This is a genomic window from Roseateles sp. P1_C6, from assembly GCF_056406315.1.
This window is the reverse complement of record NZ_JBFUAK010000007.1, coordinates 404,771-428,489: the sequence shown is the minus strand read 5'-3', so window position 1 is coordinate 428,489 and position 23,719 is coordinate 404,771. Positions and strand designations below refer to the sequence as shown.

20 protein-coding genes and 1 tRNA gene are annotated in these 23,719 nt (G+C 67.9%); 6 read left to right on the top strand and 15 right to left on the bottom strand.

All coding sequences use genetic code 11. The features are described from left to right. Window positions 1–54: 54 nt before the first annotated feature. Entirely contained in the window at window positions 55–1,188 is a 1,134-nt protein-coding gene (locus AC1D29_RS17905) for a hypothetical protein (protein WP_477899820.1), read from the top strand. Here AC1D29_RS17905 and AC1D29_RS17900 read toward each other — a convergent pair. From AC1D29_RS17900 to rsmB, 7 genes are all read right to left on the bottom strand, one after another. Then, window positions 1,185–2,531 (bottom strand): DNA cytosine methyltransferase, encoded by a 1,347-nt coding sequence (locus AC1D29_RS17900; RefSeq protein WP_477899818.1) that lies wholly within the window; start codon window positions 2,529–2,531, stop codon window positions 1,185–1,187. The genes AC1D29_RS17905 and AC1D29_RS17900 overlap by 4 nt on opposite strands. Before the next feature lie 3 nt (window positions 2,532–2,534). Next, a complete protein-coding gene (locus AC1D29_RS17895) occupies window positions 2,535–3,722 on the bottom strand; it encodes a DNA cytosine methyltransferase (protein ID WP_477899816.1) in 1,188 nt (395 codons plus the stop codon). 249 nt (window positions 3,723–3,971) lie between these two features. After that, window positions 3,972–4,047: transfer RNA gene (locus AC1D29_RS17890), tRNA-Phe, on the bottom strand. Window positions 4,048–4,114: 67 nt separating this feature from the next. Then, window positions 4,115–4,825: a response regulator gene (locus AC1D29_RS17885; RefSeq protein ID WP_477899814.1), complete on the bottom strand. Its 711-nt coding sequence runs from the start codon at window positions 4,823–4,825 to the stop codon at window positions 4,115–4,117. Window positions 4,826–4,831: 6 nt separating this feature from the next. Then, window positions 4,832–7,108, bottom strand: coding sequence for a sensor histidine kinase (locus AC1D29_RS17880; protein ID WP_477899812.1), 2,277 nt, complete (start codon window positions 7,106–7,108; stop codon window positions 4,832–4,834). Further along, entirely contained in the window at window positions 7,105–7,668 is a 564-nt protein-coding gene (locus AC1D29_RS17875) for a DUF4390 domain-containing protein (protein WP_477899810.1), read from the bottom strand. Before AC1D29_RS17875 ends, AC1D29_RS17880 begins: the two co-directional genes overlap by 4 nt. 1 nt (window position 7,669) lies before the next feature. Continuing rightward, on the bottom strand, window positions 7,670–8,986 hold the full coding sequence (rsmB, locus tag AC1D29_RS17870) for a 16S rRNA (cytosine(967)-C(5))-methyltransferase RsmB (RefSeq protein WP_477899808.1): 1,317 nt from the start codon (window positions 8,984–8,986) through the stop codon (window positions 7,670–7,672). A gap of 42 nt (window positions 8,987–9,028) precedes the next feature. Here rsmB and folE point away from each other — a divergent pair, with 42 nt between their 5' ends. Together folE and AC1D29_RS17860 are read left to right on the top strand one after the other, a co-directional pair. Beyond that, window positions 9,029–9,736 (top strand): GTP cyclohydrolase I, encoded by a 708-nt coding sequence (gene folE / locus AC1D29_RS17865; protein ID WP_477899806.1) that lies wholly within the window; start codon window positions 9,029–9,031, stop codon window positions 9,734–9,736. Window positions 9,737–9,738: 2 nt separating this feature from the next. Further along, window positions 9,739–10,161 (top strand): BLUF domain-containing protein, encoded by a 423-nt coding sequence (locus AC1D29_RS17860; RefSeq protein ID WP_477899804.1) that lies wholly within the window; start codon window positions 9,739–9,741, stop codon window positions 10,159–10,161. Between the two features lie 209 nt (window positions 10,162–10,370). Here the strand turns inward: AC1D29_RS17860 and AC1D29_RS17855 are convergent, their stop codons facing one another. After that, window positions 10,371–10,916, bottom strand: a complete 546-nt coding sequence (locus AC1D29_RS17855; RefSeq protein WP_477899802.1) for a LemA family protein — start codon at window positions 10,914–10,916, stop codon at window positions 10,371–10,373. Then, the gene (queC, locus tag AC1D29_RS17850) at window positions 10,913–11,617 is read right to left on the bottom strand and encodes a 7-cyano-7-deazaguanine synthase QueC (RefSeq protein ID WP_477899800.1); all 705 of its coding nucleotides are present in this window, start codon (window positions 11,615–11,617) and stop codon (window positions 10,913–10,915) included. Before queC ends, AC1D29_RS17855 begins: the two co-directional genes overlap by 4 nt. A 57-nt stretch (window positions 11,618–11,674) precedes the next feature. On the opposite strand from queC, the gene AC1D29_RS17845 reads away from it, so the two are divergent. Then, entirely contained in the window at window positions 11,675–13,267 is a 1,593-nt protein-coding gene (locus AC1D29_RS17845; protein WP_477899798.1) for a DUF4139 domain-containing protein, read from the top strand. A 127-nt stretch (window positions 13,268–13,394) separates the two neighbouring features. Here the strand turns inward: AC1D29_RS17845 and AC1D29_RS17840 are convergent, their stop codons facing one another. The 6 genes from AC1D29_RS17840 to AC1D29_RS17815 all read right to left on the bottom strand — a co-directional run bounded on the left by AC1D29_RS17840 (window position 13,395) and on the right by AC1D29_RS17815 (window position 19,239). Beyond that, window positions 13,395–14,645, bottom strand: a complete 1,251-nt coding sequence (locus AC1D29_RS17840; RefSeq protein WP_477899796.1) for a glutamate-5-semialdehyde dehydrogenase — start codon at window positions 14,643–14,645, stop codon at window positions 13,395–13,397. A 28-nt stretch (window positions 14,646–14,673) separates the two neighbouring features. Beyond that, a complete protein-coding gene (locus AC1D29_RS17835) occupies window positions 14,674–16,470 on the bottom strand; it encodes a hypothetical protein (RefSeq protein ID WP_477899794.1) in 1,797 nt (598 codons plus the stop codon). Window positions 16,471–16,542: 72 nt separating this feature from the next. Next, the gene (locus tag AC1D29_RS17830) at window positions 16,543–17,013 is read right to left on the bottom strand and encodes a metallophosphoesterase family protein (RefSeq protein WP_477899792.1); all 471 of its coding nucleotides are present in this window, start codon (window positions 17,011–17,013) and stop codon (window positions 16,543–16,545) included. Beyond that, window positions 17,010–17,636, bottom strand: a complete 627-nt coding sequence (locus AC1D29_RS17825) for a hypothetical protein (protein WP_477899790.1) — start codon at window positions 17,634–17,636, stop codon at window positions 17,010–17,012. The genes AC1D29_RS17830 and AC1D29_RS17825 overlap by 4 nt, the downstream gene beginning before the upstream one ends. Before the next feature lie 16 nt (window positions 17,637–17,652). Then, entirely contained in the window at window positions 17,653–18,048 is a 396-nt protein-coding gene (locus AC1D29_RS17820) for a GNAT family N-acetyltransferase (RefSeq protein WP_477899788.1), read from the bottom strand. Next, on the bottom strand, window positions 18,049–19,239 hold the full coding sequence (locus AC1D29_RS17815; RefSeq protein ID WP_477899786.1) for an FAD-dependent monooxygenase: 1,191 nt from the start codon (window positions 19,237–19,239) through the stop codon (window positions 18,049–18,051). An 84-nt stretch (window positions 19,240–19,323) separates the two neighbouring features. Between AC1D29_RS17815 and AC1D29_RS17810 the strand changes: the two genes are divergently transcribed. Further along, the gene (locus AC1D29_RS17810) at window positions 19,324–20,304 is read left to right on the top strand and encodes a potassium channel beta subunit family protein (RefSeq protein WP_477899784.1); all 981 of its coding nucleotides are present in this window, start codon (window positions 19,324–19,326) and stop codon (window positions 20,302–20,304) included. 239 nt (window positions 20,305–20,543) lie between these two features. Next, complete coding sequence (locus AC1D29_RS17805) at window positions 20,544–23,681, top strand: diguanylate cyclase (RefSeq protein ID WP_477899782.1); 3,138 nt, start codon at window positions 20,544–20,546, stop codon at window positions 23,679–23,681. The last annotated feature ends 38 nt before the right edge of the window (window positions 23,682–23,719 follow it).

The following is a 23,719-nucleotide window of genomic DNA, read 5'->3' as shown; positions in this document are numbered from 1 at the left end:
ACGAACAAGTGGGCACCGCCACAATAGGTTGGTCAGGGACTACGGATAACACGCATGCTGATCGTCCAACCCAAATATAATTTCGGCAAAATAATCTGCAAAGAACTGATCTCGAGATCGTCTGGACTGCGGCGGTGGGCTAGCTTCGAATTAGCGGTGGCATGGCTCAACCGCTCAGGCGCTCGGAAGATTCACGGATCGATGGAAGACTTTCTCGTCAAGGGTGGTCGCATACGTGCAACCATCGGACTGGACTTCGGCAGTACGACCTATGAAGCGTTAAGCACGCTCCTGGATCTCGAAGAGTCAGGGACAAACATCACAACGCATGTATTTCACGATGAGAATCCTGCTTGCACCTTCCATCCAAAGGTATTCCTGTTCAGCAATGAAGAATTAGCTCGTTTATATGTCGGATCAAACAATCTGACAGGGGCCGGACTAGATACAAATCTGGAGGCTTCCCTTCACTTTGCAGGCACTGTCAGCGATAGCACGATTCGCGAAGCCAAACTAATCCTTACGACTTGGCGCGACAGCAAAAGCGATTCCCGGACGCGCCGGTTGACTAGAGCCCTGCTGGAGCAACTATGCGAGCGCGGCTACGTTTTAACTGAATCAAAACTTCGCTCTCGCCGAAGGTCAGAAGAGCAATCCAGAGCATCCAAGGGCAGCCCGCTATTTGGACGAACAAGAACGGGCACTCGAAAGGGTGTCGTAGAGCCGCCGCTTGGTGCGCAGGTCGGAGACGCTCTTTTGATGCGCGTGCGGCCACGCCGAGATGGAAGCCAGTTGCAAATTTCGATGCTGTTACACGCCTCATTTATGCAAGGTACAGCTATGGTGATTGCACCTGATGGGTCATCAAAACAAATCGGCTACAACAGCGCCAACGGCGTTAAAAATACTGCTAGATTCGAAGCGCCTGAAATGATGGCCATGGGCAATCCGGTCGCTCGATTCTGGTGGACCCTTGCAGGAACCTCCGGGCCCAAGACCAATAAAGCACTGCACTATGAGATCTTCGACGCCAGTAGCGATCCTGAGGGCGTCAGAATTCTCCAAAAGCTCGAATCTGGAATCCCGACGCCAGTGACGACCGATTTGAAGAGGCTAAGCAACCTAGAAACAGTACTATCAAAGACGGATAAAGCAGTTGCGCAGTGGTATCGACTAGATTCCAATTAGTTCACGCCCACACAGCTACCGGCAATGCCCGATTGGCCGACAGTCGACACGGAAGAATTTCGCTCCATCATCTCACATATTTTCTGAATAAGATAAGGCGGAACAGATTCACCAATGACTTCCGCAATCTTCGCCGTGCTGATATCAGCCCCACCGACAGAGAATCGATAATTGTATTTACTTATCGTCTGAACCACCATCGCCTCATAAACCGAGAGTACCCTGTTTTGAGTCGGATGTATTTTGTTGTCGGACGCTTCGTAGATGAAATTCTGTGTCAACGTCCTTGCTGGTTCATCCCATTTCATTCGACGATAAGCCGAATGAAACCCCCGAAGCAAGCGCGGCTTTGAGTTTTCAAGGACATGCGGGCGGGGCAGCAACTCCCCGCATTCTATGCAGTGAATGGGAATTTCCTTTGAGGAAACCCATTTTCCATCGACCTTGACATCAGAATGACCCGGATTGGTCGTACTGAGACAACTCGGATTGATACACTGATTATTGAAGGCAGTTGCACCTTCCTTTGTGTTCTGCACCCAATGATGCTTAATGTCTGACATCACCGGAACATAGTGGTATGGGTGGAAGCTACGCGCTCCATTTAGCCCAGTCTTTGCATCCAACGGCGGAAAAGCACCAATTGCATCTCGCAGTGTCCGTCGCGGCTCTCTCATCTCCGGTGAGAAGAAGCTGCCACCGTTAGCTTCGAAGTATTTCTTTCCGACCGGGTCGCGGGTGAAGATTGTTATCAATCTCTTTCGACGCTGCGGAATTCCGAAATCCTCGCATGCGATAACTTCCGCTCGACCTTCATATTCGGCACCCAACCGCCGTCTGACATACTCAATGATATTGGCCGTCCGAGTTCCCGAAGTCCGAATAATCGTCCCCTCCATACCCGGAACGTTTTCCAGCAGGACCCATCGGGGCTTTAACTCGGCGGCGACGTCCATCGCCGGAATAATCAGACGGTTTCGAGCATCTTCCGCATCCCTTCTTCCAGAGGCGATTTCAGCCTTTAGCTTTCCCATTCCATTGCTGGACATCCCCTGACATGGCGGGGTTGCATACAGTAAGAACAGTTCATCATCACCAAGCGCGCTATGAGTCGAGGCAACGATCTCCTTCTTGAACTGCTGAATATCGCCTTCGAGGATTTGGTGCTGGAAATTCTCACGGTAAAGCGCCACCCGTTGTGGCAGTAGCTCATTGGCCAAAATGAGCTCAATACCGGCAGCGACGACACCAAGATCACCGATTCCTGCCGACGAGAATAGACTTATGGCCTTCAATGACTGGCCATTTAGTTCATCCAAGGCCTCAAAACAATCTCTTCGCATCAGTCAGTATTCTCCGATTGATTGCTTGCTAAGAAGTTGCTCAAGCACTGGCCCAAAGGCCCGGCCAAATAAAGGCGGCACCGCGTTACCTATTTGCGAGGCAATTTCCGTCTTGCTGCCAAAAAAATCAAAACGATCATCAAACCCTTGGATGCGCGCAGCCTCTCTAGGAGTGATCGCACGATCATCGAATGGATGAATGCATTTACTTGAAGCAGGCGAAGTAAATTTGACGGTAATGGTTGTCGAGGGCTCATCTGCGGAAAGTCTGGAATAGCATGAGCTATAGCCACTGCTCACCAGTCCCTCAGGGAGCGCGTTGATGTTTGAGCCGGCATGGCGAATTACCTCCAGCATTTTTGCGTTGTGATTAGCCGCCTCATGAAGTGCAAGTTTAGCGGGCGCACCGTCTCTGCGCGCTTGCTGATATTCGCTTTGAGGCTTGCGTTTGTAAGATGCCTTCACCTCTCCGGACTTTAGACTCGGCAAATCGGATATCGCATCCCAAACAGTGATTGGATCGAGGCCGCTCTCTGTGTTAGTCACATAACGGTCCTTTTTCGAAGTCCCAATTACTTTGCCCGAGAAACGATGCGTGGGCACTGGGAAGCGCGGTGAAACTCGGGCACCAAGATTTGTTCGCACGCCCACCAGAAAGAATCTTTCACGCTTTTGAGGAATTCCAAAATTAGCTGCATTAAGAACTCGCCAGTCGCATTCGTAGCCAGCGCGCTTGAAGGACGCAATTATTTGAGAAACAAGGCGCCCTTCGTTGGCCGTGAGCAGCCCGACTACATTTTCCATAAGAAAAATGCGAGGGCGCAAAACCTGAACGTACTTGAGAAACTGCTTGTAAAGTGAATTGCGAGGATCTTCGAGATCCAAACCCCGACTGGGTCGAAGCGAAGAAAACCCCTGACACGGCGGACCGCCTACGATCACATCAATGTCAGCCACGTTGCACATGGAGAGCAACTTGTCCGGCGAAATTTTCTCGATGTCACCACATACGATGTTTGCCGCAGGGTGATTCAGGCTCGCCGTTTTTACAGCCGCCGCGTTCAAATCGATGCCGCCGACGGTCTGAAGCGTCAATCCATGCGCTTCCAGCCCGTAAGAAAGTGCACCCGTTCCGCAGAATAAATCGAGTACGTTGTACTGTGTTTGCGCGACGGCCCCGTCAGTCTTCATTCATGCTCCGTGCAGTAGCTTGGTTGCGTAGTTTGCGCATTCTTCGGACATTGACCTTCGCAGCCAAGCCAACAGGACTGATTTTATGTACAGGCTGGCTTAAAGGTGGCGGGGAAAACCCATTCCCACACAAAAGTCCCCCTACTCCCGTAGGACCAGCCGAACTGGCACCGAACCCAACGACCCCTATGCGGGCGCAACAAAGCAAAAACCCCCGATTCCAATTGGAAATCAGGGGTTTGCGTATCTTGGTGGCCTGGGGCGGAATCGAACCACCGACACGCGGATTTTCAATCCGCTGCTCTACCAACTGAGCTACCAGGCCGTGTACTGATCGCTAAAGACTGCGTTTTAGCGAAGTCCGCGACTTTAGCACAAGCTAAAGCGCGCTGTCAGCCCCCGGCGCCGCGCTTGTTGCGGCTGAGGTCGACGCCCAGCTGCTTGAGCTTGCGGTAGAGGTGGGTGCGCTCCAGGCCGGTCTTCTCGGCGACCCGGGTCATCGAGCCGTTCTCCTTGGCGAGGTGGAACTCGAAGTAGCTCTTCTCGAAGGCGTCGCGCGCCTCGCGCAGCGGGCGGTCGAGCTCGAAACTCTGCTCGGACGCCAGGGCGTTGCTGCCGCTGCTGCTGGGCATGTGGTTGGACAGGCTGGCGCCGTGGCTGGGCGCCGCGGGCAGGCCGCCGACGTCGGCGCGGCTGTAGCTGGGCATGCCCATGGGTGCCGGCGCGGGGCGCGGCGGCGCGGTCTTGACCAACGCCTGCTCGACCGCGCGCAGCAGCTTTTGCAGCGTGATGGGTTTTTCGAGGAAGGCGATGGCACCGAACTTGGTGGCCTCGACCGCCGTGTCGATGGTGCCGTGACCGCTCATCATGATGACGGGCATGGTCAGCAGGCCGGCGCCGCCCCACTCCTTGAGCAGCGTGACGCCGTCGACGTCGGGCATCCAGATGTCGAGAAGCACGAGATCGGGGCGCATGCGCTCGCGCGCCGCCCTCGCCTGGGTGGCGTTCTCGGCAAGCTCGATGGTGTGCCCCTCGTCGCTGAGGATTTCGGACAACAGGGCGCGAATGCCCAGTTCGTCGTCGACAACAAGAATGGTGGCCATGAATCCTTAGGTCTTGGCGCCTTGTGCCCCGGGCTCGGTGGCGGGCGCCAGATTCGAAAATGATAGCGAAACTTGCGCACCGATCACGGCACCCTCCGGCCCGCCTTCAGGGGGAGAACCCGCATCGGAAGCCGGATGCAGGTTGCGCAGGCTGATGCGGGCGCCATGTTCATCGGCGATTTTCTTCACGACGGCCAGGCCCAAGCCCGTGCCTTTGCTCTTGGTCGTGACGTAGGGCTCGAAGGCGCGCTTGAGCACTTTCTCGGCGAAGCCGGGGCCGTTGTCAATGATGTGCAGGCGCACGGAGCGCGGCGCGCCGGCCTCGGTCACCGACAGCGATGAGCGCACGGTGACGCGGCCGTCGGGGCGCTCGTGCACGGCGTCCAGCGCGTTCTGCACGAGGTTGTGGATGACCTGGCGCAGCTGGCTGGCGTCGCCCTTGATGCAGGGCAGGCTGGGCGCGAGATCGGTGGCCAGGCGGCCCCGGTCCTGCGGCTCGGCGTAGAGGCTGAGCACTTCGTGAACGAGCGCGTTCAGGTCCAGCGGCGTCAGTTGCGCCGACGGCAGGCGGGCGTAGTCGCGGAACTCGTTGACGAGTTGCTTCATCGCCTGCACCTGGTTGACGATGGTGGCCACCGAGCGCACGAGCATGGCCTGGTCGGCGCCCTCCAGCTTGGCTTCGAGCTTGTGTTGCATGCGCTCGGCGGACAGCTGGATGGGCGTCAGCGGGTTCTTGATCTCGTGCGCCAGCCGGCGCGCGACCTCGCTCCAGGCGGCCGAGCGCTGCGCCGACACGACCTCGGAGATGTCGTCGAACACCAGCAGCCGGGCGGCCTGGGGTAGCGCCGCGCCGCGCACCAGCAGCGTCAGTGGGTCCTGCTTGGGGTCAAGCTGCAGCTCGAAGGATTCCTGCCAGAGGTCGCGTTCGCCGGCGTCGGGGTTGGCGTGCTGCTCGAAGCGGCGGCTGACGGCGGCCGCAAAGTCCGCCAGGCCGGGCACGTCGGCCAGCGGGCGGCCGCTGTAGGCCGACAGCGGCAGGCGCAGGATGCGCGTGGCGCCGGGGTTGACGGTCTCGATGTGGCCGTCGGCGTCGAAGACCAGCACGCCGGCGGTCAGGTTGTCGAGGATGGTCTGCAGGTGGGTGCGGGCGGCGTCCAGCTCGGCGACGGTGCGCGAGACCTGCGCGCGCGCGTCGGACAGCTGGCCGGTCATGTCGGCGAACGAGCGCGTCAGGCCGCCCAGTTCGTCTCGCGACGCGAGCACCGGGCGCGCAGACAGGTCGCCCTGGGCCACCAGGCGCATGCCATCGGCCAGCAGCAGCAGCGGCCGCGCGAGCTGGTTGCCCAGCGTGACGGCCAGCAGCAGCGCGCCGAACACGGCCAGGATGAGCACCAGCGTCAGCGTGCCCAGGTACATGCGCCGCAGGCCCACGCGCTCCAGCGAGCGCTGCTGGTACTCGCCGTTGGCCGTCTGCACGGCCAGCGCGTTGCTGAGCATGCTGGCCGGGACGCGCTGGATGACCATCAGGTAGCGCTCGCCCAGGCCCAGGCGCAGCTCGGTGTTGGGCAGCAGCGCCAGCGTACGGATCTGCGCCCCGCCCTGCAGCGCGGCGGCCTCGTCCTCCAGGCCCTCCAGCTGGCTGGCGACACCGCCGCCGCGGGCCTGGCGCAGCATGGTGTTGCTGGGCCGGTCGGGCGTCAGGTGGCGGGTGTCGCCGCCGCTCTCCAGCAGGATCTGGCCATTGCCGCCCACCAGGGCCACGGTGCGGGCGCTGAGCTTGTCGCGCAGCCGCTCCAGCGCCAGCAGCTGCGGCGTGCTGGCGTCGGCGAGCTGGTCGGCCGCGTCGCGCGTCTTGCTGCCGAGGTCGGACACCATCGCGTCCAGCGTGCCGCGGCCGAGGTTCAGACCCGCCTCCAGCGCGCTGGCCAGGCGCACGTCGAACCAGGTCTCGATGCTGCGGTTCACGAACTGATAGGAGACGGCGTAGATCATCACGCCGGGCACGACGCCCACCAGCGCGAAGATGCCGGCCAGCTTGAACAGCAGCCGGCTGCCGAAGCGGCCTCGCCGCACGCGCACGACCAGGCGCACGGCGGCGGTCAGGATGACCAGCGTCAGCACCGCGGCGACGGCCACGTTGACCCAGTACAGCCAGTGGTAATGCCGCTCGAAGAAGCCGCGCTCCGTCGTCGAGCCTATGGATAGCAGGAAGGACAGCACGCCGGCCACGCCGGTGAGGGTCACCAGCGTGATGACCCAGCCCCATCGCGCTGCCCTGGTCATTGCTTCAGGCTGAAATCAGCATTGAAGGCGCGCTTTTGCTCAATGCTGAGGGCAAAGCCCGACTGCAAGCCGATCTGCATGGGGCGGGGAAGCTGGGTGACGTCGAGCTTGTAGCTGAACTCGAGGTAGTAGTTGCCGCCGTCCTCGATGTCCTTGGGCTCGGCGATGCGCCAGTTGCTCAGGCCACGGATGACGCTCAGCGCCTCGTCCAGCGTGGCAAAGCTCTGCTGCAGGCCGCCGGTGGAGACGCGGTACTGGCGCAGCAACGACTTCCACTCCAGGCGCCAGACGCGCTCGGTGCGGGCCACTCGGGCATCGCGCCAGTACCAGCGGCTGCGCAGCACGGTGGCCTCCGCGACGAAGTACAGCTGCACGTTCTTGTGCAGCGCATCCTCGGCTGCGTGGCTCAGTTCGAAACGGGTCGTGAAGCCCAGCTCCAGCCCGTCGTCCGCGCGCCGCGTGCTCAGCTGGGCCAGCTCGACACCATCGGCCCGCGCACCGCCCGGCAACAAGGCGAGCAGCACGGCAAGGAAGGCAGCAATGGCGATGCGGGCGAACAAATCAGGGTTTGGTCAGCAGGGCGTAGAAAAAGCCGTCCAGGGGCGGCTGGGGTTGAAGGGCATTGTCAGCCAGGGGCAGCAGGTGACCCGTGAACCCGGGCACGGCCTGGGACTTCGCATCAGCTTGGCGTTGCAAAAACGCGTCGAGCTGGGCCTGACCTTCGGCACGGAAGACGGAGCAGGTGGCATAGACGAAACGGCCGCCCGGCGCCAGCAGCGGCCACAGCGCGTCCAGCAGCTCGGCCTGGATGCGCGCCAGCGCGCTGATGTCGTCCGGCCGGCGCAGCCAGCGCACGTCGGGATGGCGGCGCACGATGCCGGAGGCGCTGCAGGGTGCGTCCAGCAGGACGGCGTCAAACGGCTGGCCGTCCCACCAGGCGGCGGTCTGGCGGGCGTCGGCGGCCTTCAGCGACGCGCCCTGGCCGAGCCGGTTCAAGGTGTCCTGCACGCGCGTGAGCCGCGTCGCATCGGCGTCCAGCGCGGTCAGCTGCAGGTCGGGCTGCAGCTCCAGCAGATGCGCCGTCTTGCCGCCGGGCGCCGCGCAGGCATCCAGCACGCGCGCGCCGCGTTTCAGGCCGGTGCCGACGACCAGCGGGGCGGCGAGCTGGGCGGCGGCGTCCTGCACCGACACCAGACCCTCGGCAAACCCCGGCAGCGCCGACACGGGCACGGGCTTGTCGAGCACGACGGCCTGCGGCGTGGGCGCGCCCAGCGCCCGCGCCGCGATGCCCTGGCCCGCCAGGCGCTCGACGTAGCTCGCCGCCGTGGCGCGCTGCGCATGCACGCGCAGCGTCATCGGCGGCGGCCGGTTGTTGGCGGCCAGGATGGCCTGCCACTGCGTCGGCCAGTCCTGGCGCAGCTTCTCTATCCACCACGGCGGGTGGTTGAAGGCACCCTGCGGGCTGTGCTCGGCGGCGGCCACGATGGCCGGGCGCTCACGCAGGAAACGGCGCAGCACCGCGTTGACGAAGGCGGCGCTCGCCGGCGCGCGCAGCTTGGCCGCGTGGACGGCCTGGTCGACGAGGGTGTGGTCCGTGTAAGCCGGATCGTCGTCGGGCCACAGCAAGGCCAGCGCGGTCAGCAGCAGCGCATCGACCCGCGGCGGCGGTGCCTTGGGCGCCAGCTGCTGGCGGGCGGCTTCGGCACCGCCCAGGCGGCGCAGCGCGGTGAAGCTCAGCGCCTGCGTGCCGGGACGCAGGTCGGCCGGCACGCGACCCAGCAACTCGGTCAGGGACTTGCCCTCGCGCACGCCCTGCACCGCGTCGGCGGCCTGGGACAGCAGCCGGTGCAGCGGGGCGGATTGGGGACTTTGGGACATGCGCCCAGTGTAGAAGTGGGCATTCGGCTGAGAATGCGCTGCATGGAACCTTCTACCCACGCAGCGCCGACGGACAGCACGCCGGTCTCTGAGCGCATCCGCTACCGCCTGGTTGCCGCCGGCTGCCGCCACCATGCCAATGACAACATCGCCGCGTTCATCGAGCCCGGCGAGCTGGACGCGCTGCAGGTCGAGGTGCAGGCCAAGATGCAGGCCGTGCTGCAGAGCCTGGTGATCGATACCGACAGCGATCACAACACCCAGGAGACGGCCAAGCGCGTGGCCAAGATGTTCCTGCGCGAAGTCTTCGCCGGCCGCTACGCCAAGGCGCCGTCGGTGACCGAGTTCCCCAATGTCAGCCGGCTCAACGAGCTGATGATCGTGGGCCCGATCACCGTGCGCAGCGCCTGCTCGCACCACCTGTGCCCCATCATGGGCAAGGTCTGGATCGGCCTGCTGCCCAACGAGCATTCCAATCTGATCGGCCTGTCCAAGTACGCCCGGCTGTGCGAGTGGATCATGAGCCGCCCGCAGATCCAGGAGGAGGCCGTGACCATGCTGGCCAACGAGCTGCAGGAGCGTGTGCAGCCCGATGGCCTGGCCCTGGTCATGGAGGCTGACCACTTCTGCATGCACTGGCGCGGCGTCAAGGACAGCGAGGCCAAGATGACCAACAGCGTCATGCGCGGCGCCTTCCTGAAGGACGCCAACCTGCGCCGCGAGTTCCTCTCTCTCATTGCCAAGGGCTGACCATGCTGGTTCGATTGATGTACGCCAGCCGCGCCGCCGCGGCGACCTCCGACGGCGATCTCGCCGCCATCCTCAAGGCTTCACGCGAGCACAACCCGGCCGAAGGCATCACGGGCCTGCTGTGCTTCACCGACGGCGTGTTCGTGCAGGTGCTGGAGGGCGGGCGCAATGCCGTCAACGCGCGCTACAAGCGCATCGTCGAGGACCCACGCCACCGCGACGTGATCCTGCTCGCCTATGAAGAGATCGGCGAGCGCGGCTTCGCCGGCTGGACCATGGGCCAGGTCAACCTGCACCGACTCAACCCGGCCTTGCTGCTGAAGTATTCCGAGACCGGCCGGCTGGACCCGTACACGATGAGCGGCCACGCCATGGCCGCGCTGTTCCGCGAGATGTGCGACTCGGGCGCCATCGCGGTCAGCTGAACCGCTTCAAGGCAGCAAGCCGGCCACGTCATCCCAGGCCTCGCCGCTGATGCGGCCGGCATGTCGAGCCTGGATGAGCCCTGCCCGTCGATCACCAGCGTCAGCGGCACGCCTGCCAGTGCCGCGAGCCCGCTGCCGAAATGCAGATAGCCCAGCGCGGTGGCGCGGTCCCGGTCGGTGCTGGCACGCAGGGCACGCAGTCGGTGTTCTTACAGCGAACGCGCCTCGCCAAACCCGTACAGGTTGGCCAGCACCCGCGTCGGGAACCGGTGCAGCGCCTCGTTGTACTGGCCCACGGCCTGGTTGAAGACCTGGCGGGCGAAGGCGCGCTGGCGTTCAATGAGCTTGAGCTCGCTGACCAGCGCGTCGATCTCGGTCTCGCTGCGCAGCTCGGCCTGGTGGTCCAGCAGCGACAGCAGCCGCGTCAGCGCCGCGGCATGCAACGCGCTGGCCACCGCGAGGCCGCCGACCGGGTCGGGCGACCAGGGCTTGGCGCGCGTGGCCTGCGCGGCGGCGTTCGACTCGGCCTGGGCGCTGGTCAGCGCGTCAAACGTGGCCTGCTCGCTGGCCAGGCGCGGCGCGACGGCGGCCAGCAGCTTGTCGCAGACCTCGCCGCGGTCTTTCAGGTGCGCGTCCAGCTGCACGAAGGCCTCGCCGATCAGGTTGCGCAGCGACATCAGCCGGTTGTAGGCGCCCACGCCCCAGAAGAACAGCAGCGCCGCCGCCGCGACGCTGGCCCAGCCCCAGGCCGTCATGCCGCGTCCCGGTATTGCGCAAAGCCGCGCGCCCGCAGTGCGCAGGCCGGGCAATGGCCGCAGCCATGGCCCCAGTCATGCAGCTCGCCGCGCTCGCCGAGGTAGCAGGTGTGGGTCTCTTCAACGACCAGCTTGACCAGCGCGTCGCCGCCCAGGCTCTCGGCCAGCCGCCAGGTGGCCGCCTTGTCGATGAACATCAACGGCGTCTCCAGCGTCATGGGCGAGTCCAGGCCCAGGCTCAGCGCGACCTGCAGCGCCTTCAGCGTGTTGTCGCGGCAGTCCGGGTAGCCGGAGAAGTCGGTCTCGCACATGCCGCCCACCAAGAAGCTTGCGCCGCGCCGGTAGGCCAGCGTCGCGGCAAAAGTCAGGAACAGCAGGTTGCGGCCGGGCACGAAGGTGTTGGGCAGGCCGTTGGCCTGCAACTCGATGGCACGCTCGCTGGTGAGGGCCGTGTCGCTGATCTGGCCCAGCAGGGAGAGGTCCAGCAAATGGTCGGCGCCCAGCTTGCCGGCCCAGTGCGGAAAGCCGCGCGCGATCTCGGCGCGCACGGTGTTGCGGCAGTCCAGCTCGATGCGATGGCGCTGGCCGTAGTCGAAGGCCAGCGTCTCGACCTCGGCGTAGCGGTCGAGGGCCCAGGCCAGGCAGGTGGTGGAGTCCTGGCCACCGGAAAAAAGCACCAGCGCTTTGCGGTTGTCGGTCATGGGCGGGATGCTACCTTTGCCACCCCTGTGACTCGCTGGCAAACCCCCATGCGTCCCATGAAGCAGCCCCTTGCGCTCACCTTGGCCACCCTGCTGCCCACGGTGGCGCTGGCCCAGTCGCCAACGGCCAGCCGCATCGACGAAGTGCTCGTCTACCCCGGCGGCGCCCAGGTCATGCGGCTGGCCACCGTGGCCGCCGGCGCGCGCGAGCTGGTGCTGAACTGCCTGTCGACCCGCTTCGACCCCGACTCGCTGCAGATCGACGCGCCGGCCGGCGTCAACCTGGGCCCGGTGCAGTTGGAGACCTTGCCGCGCGAGCGCGCCCCCGAGTGCGCGACCAGCCCGCTGGACGAGCAACTGCGCAAGCTCGAAGGCCAGCGCGACACGCTGGCGGCGGAGTCGAGCGCGCTGGACACCAGCCTGGGCTACCTGAAAGCACTGGGCGCGGGCGAAGCGCGCGCCACGCCGGCCACCGGCATCGCGGCCACGGCCGACAGCATCCGCAAGACGGCGCTGGACGCGCTGCTGCGCCAGGCCGCCCTCAAGCGCCAGTTGGAGGATCTGGAGAAACAGCTCGCGCCTTTGAAGGGCGAACGCGACCGCGTGGCCGCGGCCAACCCGCAGTGGCGCAGCCTGCGCCTGCGGCTGTCCACGGCGCGCGACGCCGAGCTGAAGCTGAACTACCGCGTCACGCAGGCCGGTTGGGCGCCCAGCTACCGCGCGCTGCTGGACACGGCGAGCGGCGCACTGAGCCTGGAGCGGCTGGCGCAGGTGTCGCAGCAGAGCGGCGAGGACTGGAAGAGCGTGAAGCTGACGCTGTCGACGGCCCAGGTGCAAGCCCGCGTGGGGGCGCCCCCGCCGCGCCCCTGGCCGCTGGACATCGCGCGCCCCGCGCCCGTGGCGGAGCCCCGCGAGCGGGCCATGTTCGCCGCCCCGGCGTCGCCCGCGCCTGCCATCGCCGTCGCCGGCTCGCGCGTCGCCAGCGCGCCGGAGGTCGACCGCTTCGACCTCAGCGTCTTCCAGGGCGGCTACGCCACCGAGTTCGTGCTGCCAGTGCGCGTCAACATCGACAGCGGCACGCAGCGCGCCAGCCTGGCGCTGGGCACCGAGAAGCTGCAGGCCAAGGTGCTGGCCCGCGTGCAGCCGCAGAGCGAGGCCGCGGCCTATCTCGTGGCCGACGTGGCCAAGCCATCTGGTGCCTGGCCGCGTGGCGCGCTGCAACTGGTGCGCGACGGTGCGCTGGTGGGCAGCAGCACGCTCAATGTCGCCAGCGGTGATGAGCGGCTGGAGCTTCCCTTCGGCCGCGACGACGCCGTGCGCGTGCAGATCGAGCCCGAGCAGCGCAACGCGGGCAACACCGGCTTCATCGGCGCTCGGGCGGAAACCCGCTACGGGCGCGCCTACGTCGTCGAGAACCGGCACACCACGGGCTCGGTGACGCTGCAAGTCATCGAGGCCGCGCCGGTGGCGCAGCACGAGGACATCAAGGTGCAGACGCAGTTCAGCCCTCAGCCTGCGACACAGGCCTGGCGCAAGCAGCCGGGGCTGGTGCTGTGGGAGCTGCCGCTGGCGGCCGGGCAGAGCCAGCGGTTCACGGCGGACTATGTGATCAGTGCGCCGAAGGAGGCACAGGTGACGGGGTTGCGTTGACGTGCAATTCGTCTCTGAGCTCGACAAACGCCTGTGCTGCTTCTCGAATGTCTGCGCCAGCGTGCTCGGTCAGAAGGCGGATCGACGGCATGGGTTGACGCGCGCTGAGAAATGAAAGAGCTCGCGCTCAGCCCCTCACCTCGCCCTGCCCCAACACCACCCACTTCATCGACGTCAGGCCCTCCAGCCCCACCGGGCCGCGGGCGTGGAACTTGTCGGTGGAGATGCCGATCTCGGCGCCCAGGCCGTACTCGAAGCCGTCCGCAAAGCGGGTGCTGGCGTTGACCATCACGCTGGCCGAGTCGACCTCGCGCAGGAAGCGCATCGCGTTCGGGTGGTTGGTCGTCAGGATGGCGTCGGTGTGGTGCGAGCCGTAGCGGTTGATGTGGGCCATGGCCTCGTCGAGCGAATCGACCACCTTGATGCTGATGATGGGGGCGAGATATTCGGTGGACCAGTCCTCCTCGGTCGCCGCCACCGCGCCGGGCACCAGGGCCAGCGTGCGCAGGCAGCCGCGCATTTCCACGCCCTTGGCCTTGAAGACCGCCGCGATGCGCGGCAGGAAGGCCGGCGCCTGGGCCTCATGCACCAGCAGCGACTCGGTCGCGTTGCAGGGGCTGTACTTCTGCGTCTTGGCGTTGTCGACGACCTTGACGGCCTGGTCCAGGTCCACCTCGGCGTCGACATAGCTGTGGCAGTTGCCGTCCAGGTGCTTGATGACGGGCACCTTGGCCTCGGCGCTGATGCGCTCGATCAGCCCCTTGCCGCCGCGCGGGATGATGACGTCCACCCATTGCGGTGACGAGATCAGCAGGCCGACGGCGGCGCGGTCGGTCGTGTTGACGAGTTGCACGGCGGCGCGCGGCAGGCCGGCTTCTTCCAGCGACGCGGCCACGATCTCAGCCAGCGCGAGGTTGGAATGGATGGCCTCGGAACCACCGCGCAGGATGCAGGCGTTGCCGCTCTTGATGGCCAGCGACGCGGCCTCGATGGTCACGTTGGGGCGGCTCTCGTAGATCATGCCGAACACGCCCAGCGGCACGCGCATCTGGCCCACGCTGATGCCGGTGGGGCGGCGCTTCACGCCGGTGATCTCGCCGATGGGGTCGGGCATGGCGGCGATCTGCTCGCAGCCTTCGGCCACGGTGGCCAGCGTCTTGGCGTCGAGCTTCAGGCGATCGCGCAGCGGGCCGCTGAGTTCGGCGGCGCCGGCCAGGTCACGGGCGTTGGCTTCGGCCAGCGCCGGGCCGGCCGCGCGCAGGCGGCGGGCCAGCGCCAGCAGGGCGGCGTTCTTGGCCGCGGTGGGCGCGGCGGCCATCAAGGTGGCGGCGGCGCGGGCAGCGCGGCCGAGGTCGTCCATGTAGGCGGTCAGGCTCATGCCGCCATTGTCCCAGGGGACACCCAGCCTAGAGCTTTGTGAGGTCGGGCCCGCCCTCCGTGCCGAACCAAGCCTTGCTCAACGCCTGGCGAGCGCTCTGCTCGGCAGCCGCATCGCCGCGCTTCTTGTAGACCTCGGCCAGCGCGGCCAGCGCCCAGCCGTTGTTGCGCACGCGGGCCAGCGACTCGCGCAGCGCCGTCTCGGCTTCCTCCAGCCGGCCCTGGCGCAGCCGCACCGCGCCCAGCGACTGGCGCACCGGGTAGTACCAGTAGGGCGGCTCGGTGTAGGCCAGGCCATCCTCTATGGCGACGGCCTGCTCCAGCGCCGTGGCCGCGCCGGCGAGGTCGCCCTGGGCATCGGCCAGGCGGGCCGTGGCGACCAGCCGGGCCGTCTGCGTGATGGCCTTGGCCGGGATGCCCCAGGGGTCGAAGGCGCTGAAATCGGCGCCTTCCAGCGCCGTCAGCGCGGCGATCTCTAGCTTGGCAGCGGCGGCATCGTGGCGCGCGGCCTGGGCCACGGCGCGGGCGTAGTGGTACATGACGCGCACCAGCACCAGGTCGTCGGCCGGCGCCGGCAGCTTCAGGATGACGTCGGGCGGGCTGAACTGCGCATGCGTCGTGTACGGCGCGGCCTTGACGGGCTGCATGATGGGGAAGGCCTTGACCACGTCGACGGGCATGGACGCATCCAGCTTGGCCGCCGCCTCGATGGCCGTGCTGGCGGCGCCGCCCATCTGCGCCGACACCATCAGGAAGTGGATGTTGTGCGGGTAATAGGCCGAGCGGTACAGCGGGTCGGACGGCGAGCGCTTGAAGTAGGCCTCGTCGACGGCGATGGCGCGGCGGTTGAGCTCCAGCGATTCGCGGTACAGGCCCACGCGGTAATAGATGTGGGCCGGCATGTGCACGATGTGGCCGGCGCCGGGCATCAGCGCGGCCAGCCGGCGCGCGGGCGCCAGCGCGCGCTCCGGTGTCGTCGACGCCTCGACGGCGTGGATGTAGAGGTGGATGGCGCCGGCGTGATTGGGGTTGCGCTTGAGCACGGTCTCCAGCGCGGCGACGATGTCGGCCGTGCGGCCCTTGGGTTTGGCGCCGGCGGCCTCCCAGTAGTCCCACGGCTGGGTGTCCATGGCCGCTTCGGCGGCCAGCACATGCATCAGGTCCTCGCCGCGGAACTGCGCCGCCACGCGCTTCATCGCGTCGGCATAGGCGGCGTCCAGCGGCGCGCGGTCGGCCGGCGGCTCGGCTTTGTAGCGGGCCTGCAAGGCCTCGATGAGGACGCGCTCGCGCGGTGGCAGCCTGTCCTTCAGCGCGACGGCGTGGCCCAGCGCCACCCAGGCGGGCGCATTCGCCTCGGCCTGCATGGGCACGTTGATGTTGGGGCCCAGCACCAGCGCCTCGCCCCAGAAGCACAGGCCACAGCCGGGGTCCAGCTTCTGCGCGGCCTGGAAAGCGCGCTGCGCCTCGGCGTGGTTGAACGCGAAGGCCAGGCGCAGGCCCTGGTCGAAATAGGCCTGCACGCGCGGGCTGGCATGGCCCAGCTTGAAACTCATGCGGCCCAGGTCGGTGTAGACCGGCACATCACCCGCCGCGGCCTTCATTACCGCGGGCTGGAAGGGCTGGGTCTCGGACTTGGGCGCCGCCGCGAGCAAGGCCTGCAGCAGCACGGGCCGGCCGGCGGCCGACGGGCGGCAGAGGCCGCCGGGCTCGCTCAGCAGCGGGTCGAAGGCGGTGGCCGTTTCGGCGCTGCAGGCCAGGGCCGTGAGGCCACAGGCCGCCAGTGCGGCAATCAGACGGCGCGAGGCGCGAGGATGGCTGGTGGTCATGCTGCCTCCGGGCCCGACAAGGGCTGGTCGGCCATCGTCCCACCGGCACGGCGGGCTCACAAGCCGGCGTCCCTACATCGGAGGGACGAGCACGACGTGGCGCGCGCTGCGCTGCTGGCCGTCGATGAGCAGCTCGCCGGCCGAGATGGGCAGGCTGAAGCGGCGCGGGCCGGCGCTGCCCGGGTTGACGAACAGCACGCCGTCGCGCTCCTCGATCAGCGGCTTGTGCGAGTGGCCGGCGACGACCACGTCCACGGCGGACGAGCGCGGGTCGATGTCCAGCTCGGCCAGGTCGTGCAGCACATGCAGCGTGAGGCCGCCCGCCTGCAGCCGCGCCGCGTGCGGTACATCGCGGGCCCAGGGCGCGTTGTCGTTGTTGCCGCGCACGACGGTCAGCGGCGCGATGCGGGCCAGGCGCTCGAGGATGGCCGGGTCGCCGATGTCGCCGGCGTGGACGATGAAGTCGCTGCCCTGCAGCCAGGCCTCGGCCTCCGGCCGCAGCAGGCCGTGGGTGTCGGAGATCAGGCCGACGCGGATGGTCATTCGACGTCCAGCGTGTAGGTCACGGCCTGCGACAGCTCCGGCAGGATGCCGCCGAAGTTCAGCGTGTAGCGGCCCTTGGTGAGCGGGCCCAGCGCCACGTAGAAGCCGTTGCCGGCCGCCAGCGTGTCGTCATCGGCGAAGACATGGAAGCAGCGCCGCGTCGCCTGCCGGTGCGCGGCCAGGCCCTTGAAGCGCTTGCCGTTGACCTCCAGCACCAGGCCGCTGGGCGCGGGCGTCAGCCGCGCCGCGCGCTGCTTCAGCGACGCGCAGGGCTCGTCCTCCTCGTCGGGCTCGACGGTGATGTAGTTGATCAGCGGGAAGAACAGCGTCTTGCCGGCCGGCACGCGGCAGCTGCGGATGGTGCGCGCCGTACCGTAGGTGCCGGCCAGGAACCACACCGGCCCCGTCTGGCCGCGCGAGCACAGGCGCCCGTCGCGGTCGCCGACGGGGCTCTCGTCCTCGTCGAACGACATCGCCCAGCGCCACCAGCGCTTGGACCATTCCTCCTGCGAGGCACCGGCGATGGCCTTGCCGGGCGGGATCAGCGCGACTGACTGGGCCGATGCCGCCCCGGCGGCGGCCAGCAGCACCAACGCCGCCACGGTGATGAATGCTTGACGCATGTGTTGTCTTCCCTGATCAGCGCCGCTGTCCGGGCCGCTCCATGGCGACCTCGGACACGCGAAAGCCCAGCTTCTCGTAGAAGGCCGACACGCCGTCGCGGCCGGCGCGCAGCACCCAGGTCATGCGCTCGTTGCTGCCCATGGCCGCCTGCACCAGCGCGCTGCCGATGCCGCGGCCGCGCTGCGACGCGGCGACGACGACCATGGAGATGTAGCCGTTGAAGAGGCCGTCAGTGATGGCGCGCAAAAAGCCGACGACCTCGCCGCCGTCCACGGCCACCAGCGCGACCTGCGACTGCGCCAGCAGCAGGCGGAACACCGCCGGGTCTTCGACGCGCGGGCCCCAGCCGTTGTCGGCCAGCAGCAGCCGCGCCGTTTCGATCTCGTCGGGCTGGATGGGTCGGATGTCCATTCAGCCGCCAAACATCATGCGACGGGCCACGGCGGTCTTCAGCGGCGCGGCCAGCTGCAACCCGGCCAGCGCCAGGCCGCGCAGTGCCGGCAGCCCCGGCAGGCGCCAGGCGAAGCTGCGCGCCAGGAAGTCGGTCGCGGCAATCATGGGCCAGCGGTCCGGCGCGCGCTGCCAGTCCACACGACTCAGCACGGCGTCCAGGCCCAGGCCCGTCTCGGTCGCATCGCGCAGCGCGTCCACCAGCGCCTGCGCGTCGCGCAGACCCAGGTTGAGCCCCTGGCCGGCCACCGGGTGCAGCGTCTGCGCCGCGTTGCCGATGCGCAGCGTGCGGCCTTGCAGCAGCCGCGTCTCGGCGTTCAGGCCCAGCGGGAAGCACTTCAGCGCCGAGATGCCGGTCAGTGTGCCGGCCGCGGCGGGCAGCTGTTGCTGGATGACGACCAGGCGCTGGGCGTCGTTCAGCGTGGCGATGTCGTCCTCGGCCTGCGGCAGGCACCAGACCAGCGCCGCGCGCGAGCCTTGCGCGTCGTCGGGCAGCGGCAGCAGCGCCAGCGGGCCGTTGCGCGTGAAGCGCTCGATGGCCAGGCCTTGCAGGCCCGGCGCGGCCAGGCGCACGCTGCCGACCCAGGCGTTCTGGTGGTAGTCGCTGGTGATGGCCTTGCGGTCCTGCTCGGCAAACACGCCGCCCTCGGCGACGACGGCCAGGTCGAAGCGCTCGGCCAGGTGGGCCTCGCCGCTGTCCAGCTCGACGCCGCCGGCGTCCGAGCGGATCGCGTTCACCGGCGTGCCAAAGCGCGTGAACAGCCGCTGCGGCGCCTGCGCGGCCAGGCCCAGCCAGCGCTGCTGCAGCGGCGCCACCAGCGCGCCATAGGGCAGCACGGCGCCCAGCTGCGGCGTCTGCAAGTCGGCCGCGCGTATCCACACCTCGCCGGCCACCGGCGCGGGCGGCGCCTGGCTGACGTGCACGGTCTGGATGGCCTGGGCCACCTCGGGCCGCCAGGCCGAGAGCCGCTGCAGCAGCCGGATGCTGCCCAGGTTGAGCGCCAGCGTGCGCGCGTCGCCGCTGACGTCACGGTCCAGCGGCCGGGTGTCGAAGAGGTGGATCTCGGCGACCTGGCGGTCGGTGAGGCGCTGCGCGGCCAGCAGCGCGAGGGCGAGGCCGGCAGGGCCGGCGCCGATGACGGCAAGCTTCATGGCCGCAACGATACCCGCCCGGCCCGCAGGCGCATGCCATCCCGCTTAAGCTGCCGGCCTTTGCCCAACCGCACAGGACTGTCCATGCAATACCGCCGCCTCGGCCGCGCCGGCCTCCAGGTGTCCGAACTCTCGCTCGGCTCCTGGGTCACGTACCACAACCAGGTCGGCACCAAGGCCGCCACCGAGATGCTGGCCGCGGCCTTCGACGCCGGCGTCAATTTCTTCGACAACGCCGAGGTCTATGCCCAGGGCGAGAGCGAGGTCGTCATGGGCCAGGCCTTCAAGGCGCTGGGCTGGAACCGGCTGGACTACATCGTCTCCAGCAAGTTCTTCTGGGGCCTCGCGCGCGACGGCGTGACGGTGAACCGCAAGGACACGCTGAACCGCAAGTACCTGATGCAGGCGGTGGATGCGTCGCTGAAGCGCTTCCAGCTGGAACACCTGGACCTGATCTACTGCCACCGCCCCGACCCGCACACGCCCATCGAGGAGACGGTCTGGGCCATGAGCGACATCATCCGCCAGGGCAAGGCGCTGTACTGGGGCACCAGCGAATGGTCGGCCGCCGACATCCGCGCCGCCTGGGAGATCGCCGAGCGCCACCACCTGCACAAGCCGGTCGTCGAGCAGCCGCAGTACCACCTGTTCCACCGCCGCCGCGTCGAGCAGGACTACGCGCGCCTGTACGAGGACATCGGCCTGGGCCTGACGACGTGGAGCCCGCTGGCCTCGGGCCTGCTGACCGGCAAGTACCGCCACGGCATCCCCGACGGCAGCCGCGGCGCGCTGGACAACATGGCCTGGATGCGCGAGCAGCTGCAGGACAAGGCCAAGAACGACGCCGTCGGCCAGCTGGCCGAGGTCGCCGCCGAGCTGGGCTGCAACACGGCGCAGCTGGCCATCGCCTGGATCAACCGCAACCCGCGCGTGTCCACCGTCATCCTGGGCGCCAGCCGCATCGAGCAGCTGCACGACAACCTCGGCGCGCTGGCCGTCACGCCCAAGCTGACGCCCGGCGTGCTGGAACGCATCGACGCCATCACCAAGCCGCTGGCGGCTTGAAAAAACCCCTCGCCCGGTCGCGCTCGCTGGACGCGGGCGCAACTGATCGGTCCCCCGAGGGGACGGCGATGCTTGCGGCATCGAGCCGCAAGCACATCGCCAGAGCGGGCCGGCTTGGGAGCGGCCCGGCGCTCGGCCCGCCAGATGCGGCTCTCGCCGGGACCAGCGTGGGGATCATTCACATCCTCTGAGGGCAAGACCCGCCCGGCCGGGTCTTGCCGGTGCCTGAGAATGCCGGCATGAGGGCCTTGATAACAAAAGGGTGTGCAGCCCTGTTGATCGCCGTGGGGTTGGTGGGCGCAGCGTCGGCCGTGGTGCCGCGCTTCGAGCCCATCGGCGAGCCCGGCGCGGTGCGGGACAACGTCGTGTCGGCCCTCGCGCTGGACGCCCGCGGCCTGCTGTGGGCCGGCTCGCCCGAGGGCCTGCTGCGCTTCGACGGCTATGCCTTCCGCCGCTACCCCTTGAGCGGCCCCGACGGCCAGCTGCTGCCCGAGCAGTTCGTGCGCGCCATGCTGCCCGACCCGCGCGGCTGGATGTGGGTGGCCGCCGGCAACAGCGGCCTGGTGCGCATGGACATGGCCAGCGGCCAGTGGGCGCGCTGGGCGCGCGACGGCAAGTCGGCCGACGAGACTGCGCCCGCCGCCAACACGGTGCGCACGCTGGCGCTGGAGAAAGACGGCACGCTGTGGATAGGCGGCAGTGGCGGGCTGGACCGCTTCGACGTCAAGAACCAGCGCTTCACCCACCACCGCGGCCGCGAGGACGGCCTGCCCGACCCGCGCGTGCAGACGCTGCTGGTCGACCGCCAGGGCACGCTGTGGATAGGCACCTGGCGCGGCGTGGCGCGCAAGGCGCCGGACGGCCCCATCGAGACGCTGGACATCGGCCTGGGCGACCAGCTCGTCACGCTGATCAGCGAGACGCTGGACGGCCGCGTCATCGTCGGCACGGCGCAAGGCCAGCTGCGCGCGCTGTCGCCCGGCGGCCAGCCGTTGCCGTTCAGCACGGGCGCCCAGCCGGGCGCGACCTCGGGTGTCTGGCCCGTCATGGCGATGGCCCAGCCGGATGCCGACGAGCTGTGGTTTGGCGACGCGTCGGGCGTGTCGCGGCGCCACGCGACCGACGGCGCCCTCATCGAGCGCCTGCCCACCGCGGGCGCCGGCACCGCGCCGCGCAGTGATGTGCGCGCGCTGATGCGCGACCCGTCGGGCACCATCTGGGCCGGCAGCTATGGCGGCGGCCTGATGCGCCATGTGCCGTCGCTGCCTGGCCTGTCCATGGTGCGCGACACCATCGCCGCCGCGCCGGCCAGTCTGGACGTGCGCAGCATCCTGCAGCTGGCCAATGGCGAAGTCTGGCTGGGCCTGCTGTCCGGCGGCATCGAGCGCCGCGACCGGCAGCTGCAGCCGCTGGGCCTCATCGCGCCGGCGGGTGGCAACGGCGGCGGCCTGCCGCCGGGGCGCGTCAATGCGCTGGGCCAGAGCAAGGACGGCGCCGTCTGGGTGGCCATCGACACGCAGCTGCTGCGCTTCGACGCGCAGGGCCGCTGGAAGGAAACGCTGCGCAGCGGCAACGCGGTGCCGCGGCGCTTCCACCCCACCGACGACGGCGCGCTGTGGATCGCGACGCTGGACGGCGTGATGCGCTGGACGCCCGACAAGCCGGTCATGCGCGCCATCCCGACGGCCGGCCTGGTGGGCGGCACCGGCGAGGTCAACGCCTTTGCCAGCCTGCCCGACGGCAGCCTGTGGGCCGGTGGCGCGGCGGGCTTGTTCCGCGTCGCCAAGCCCGGCGCCGACGAGCCGGTGGCCGAGTGGGTGGAGCCCACCGGCCTGACCGGCCAGACGGTGCTGGGCATGGCCGTGGACCTGGCCGGGCGGCTGTGGGTGGACACCGGCACCGGCCTGCACCGGCTGGTGCAGAGCGACGGCAAGCGTGCGCGCTTCGAGGCCGTGGGCGCGTCCGACGTGGGCGGGGCCTTCGGCGCCAACCTGCTGTTCGACAAGCAGGGCCGCATCTGGTCGCAGCGCAACATGTTCGACCCGCGCAGCGGCGAGCGCCGCGAGCTGGGCGCGGCCGACGGCGCCGACCTGGGCACCGGCTGGTTCCGCGCCTACGCCAAGTTGGACGACGGCCGCATGCTGTTCGGCGGTGCGCGCGGCCTGCTGGTCATCGACCCCGAGCGCTTCGCGCCCTGGGGCTACAAGCCGCCGCTGGTCATTTCAGAGCTGCGCGTGGACGGCGAGGAGCGCGCGCTGCCGGGCAACGGCCAGCCGCTGCTGCTGGCGCCGGGCGAGCGCGCCTTCAGCCTGGCCTTCGCGTCGCTGGACTACAGCCAGCCCGGCCGCAACCGCTACCGCTACCGGCTGGACGGGCTGGACCATGGCTGGATAGACGCCGGCGCGTTGAGCCGCACGGCCACCTACACCAACCTCACGCCGGGGCGCTACAAGCTGCACGTGCAGGGCAGCAACCGCGACGGCGCCTGGGGGCCCAGCGAGCTGCTGATCGACGTCGACGTGCGCGCCGCCTGGTGGCAGACGCGCTGGGCGCTGGCGCTGGCGCTGATCCTCGTGGTGGCCGTCGTCGCCGGCATCGTGCGCGTACGCACCGGCCTGCTGCTGCGCCACCGTCGCGTGCTGGAGGCGCGTGTGCGTGAGCGCACCGAGGCGCTGGAAGCCGCCACGGCGGAGCTGAACGCCAAGTCCATCGAGCTGGAGGAAGCCAGCCTCACCGACCCGCTGACAGGCCTGCGCAACCGCCGCTTCCTGGACCGCCAGATGCCGGCCGACGCGGCGCTGACGCTGCGCCACTACGAGCCGCTGTCCGACGCGCCGGTGCCGGGCGAGAGCGAGCAGGACCTGCTGTTCTTCCTGATCGACATCGACCACTTCAAGCGCATCAACGACGCCCACGGCCACATGGCCGGCGACGCGGTGCTGGAGCAGATGCGCGGCCGGCTGCAGCAGGTCTTCCGTGCCACCGACTACCTGGTGCGCTGGGGCGGCGAGGAGTTCCTCATCGTCGCCCGCGGCACGCCGCGCAGCCGCGCCGCCGAGCTGGCCGAGCGCGCCCGCCAGGCCGTCGCATCGCAGGCCTTCGAGCTGGAAGGCGGCGTGCGCCTGGCCCAGACCTGCTCGGTCGGCTTCTCGGCCTTCCCGCTGTGCCCGGCGCTGCCACGCGCGCTGGACTGGCGCTCCGCCATCGACCTCGCCGACGCGGCGCTGTACGAGGCCAAGGAGGCCGGCCGCAATGCCTGGGTGGGCCTGCTGGGCGCCGATGCCGACAGCGAGGACGAGCTGCGCCAGGACGTGCGCCGGCCGCTGGACAGCTGGGCCGCGGGCGGGCGGCTGCGGCTGCTGCGCTCATCCTCCTAGTCATCCCTGAGGATGCCCTGCGCCTCGGCGCGGGGAGC

Excerpts from the sequence above, each read along its gene's own strand:
- AC1D29_RS17830 (WP_477899792.1), bottom strand. The coding sequence starts at position 17,013 with ATGACCATCCGCGTCGGCCTGATCTCCGACACCCACGGCCTGCTGCGG.
- AC1D29_RS17905 (WP_477899820.1), top strand. The coding sequence starts at position 55 with ATGCTGATCGTCCAACCCAAATATAATTTCGGCAAAATAATCTGCAAA.
- AC1D29_RS17805 (WP_477899782.1), top strand. The coding sequence starts at position 20,544 with ATGAGGGCCTTGATAACAAAAGGGTGTGCAGCCCTGTTGATCGCCGTG.
- AC1D29_RS17835 (WP_477899794.1), bottom strand. The coding sequence starts at position 16,470 with ATGACCACCAGCCATCCTCGCGCCTCGCGCCGTCTGATTGCCGCACTG.
- rsmB (WP_477899808.1), bottom strand. The coding sequence starts at position 8,986 with ATGTCCCAAAGTCCCCAATCCGCCCCGCTGCACCGGCTGCTGTCCCAG.
- folE (WP_477899806.1), top strand. The coding sequence starts at position 9,029 with ATGGAACCTTCTACCCACGCAGCGCCGACGGACAGCACGCCGGTCTCT.
- AC1D29_RS17840 (WP_477899796.1), bottom strand. The coding sequence starts at position 14,645 with ATGAGCCTGACCGCCTACATGGACGACCTCGGCCGCGCTGCCCGCGCC.
- AC1D29_RS17860 (WP_477899804.1), top strand. The coding sequence starts at position 9,739 with ATGCTGGTTCGATTGATGTACGCCAGCCGCGCCGCCGCGGCGACCTCC.
- AC1D29_RS17895 (WP_477899816.1), bottom strand. The coding sequence starts at position 3,722 with ATGAAGACTGACGGGGCCGTCGCGCAAACACAGTACAACGTACTCGAT.
- AC1D29_RS17845 (WP_477899798.1), top strand. The coding sequence starts at position 11,675 with ATGAAGCAGCCCCTTGCGCTCACCTTGGCCACCCTGCTGCCCACGGTG.
- AC1D29_RS17820 (WP_477899788.1), bottom strand. The coding sequence starts at position 18,048 with ATGGACATCCGACCCATCCAGCCCGACGAGATCGAAACGGCGCGGCTG.
- AC1D29_RS17900 (WP_477899818.1), bottom strand. The coding sequence starts at position 2,531 with ATGCGAAGAGATTGTTTTGAGGCCTTGGATGAACTAAATGGCCAGTCA.
- AC1D29_RS17880 (WP_477899812.1), bottom strand. The coding sequence starts at position 7,108 with ATGACCAGGGCAGCGCGATGGGGCTGGGTCATCACGCTGGTGACCCTC.
- AC1D29_RS17815 (WP_477899786.1), bottom strand. The coding sequence starts at position 19,239 with ATGAAGCTTGCCGTCATCGGCGCCGGCCCTGCCGGCCTCGCCCTCGCG.
- AC1D29_RS17855 (WP_477899802.1), bottom strand. The coding sequence starts at position 10,916 with ATGACGGCCTGGGGCTGGGCCAGCGTCGCGGCGGCGGCGCTGCTGTTC.
- AC1D29_RS17810 (WP_477899784.1), top strand. The coding sequence starts at position 19,324 with ATGCAATACCGCCGCCTCGGCCGCGCCGGCCTCCAGGTGTCCGAACTC.
- AC1D29_RS17825 (WP_477899790.1), bottom strand. The coding sequence starts at position 17,636 with ATGCGTCAAGCATTCATCACCGTGGCGGCGTTGGTGCTGCTGGCCGCC.
- AC1D29_RS17885 (WP_477899814.1), bottom strand. The coding sequence starts at position 4,825 with ATGGCCACCATTCTTGTTGTCGACGACGAACTGGGCATTCGCGCCCTG.
- queC (WP_477899800.1), bottom strand. The coding sequence starts at position 11,617 with ATGACCGACAACCGCAAAGCGCTGGTGCTTTTTTCCGGTGGCCAGGAC.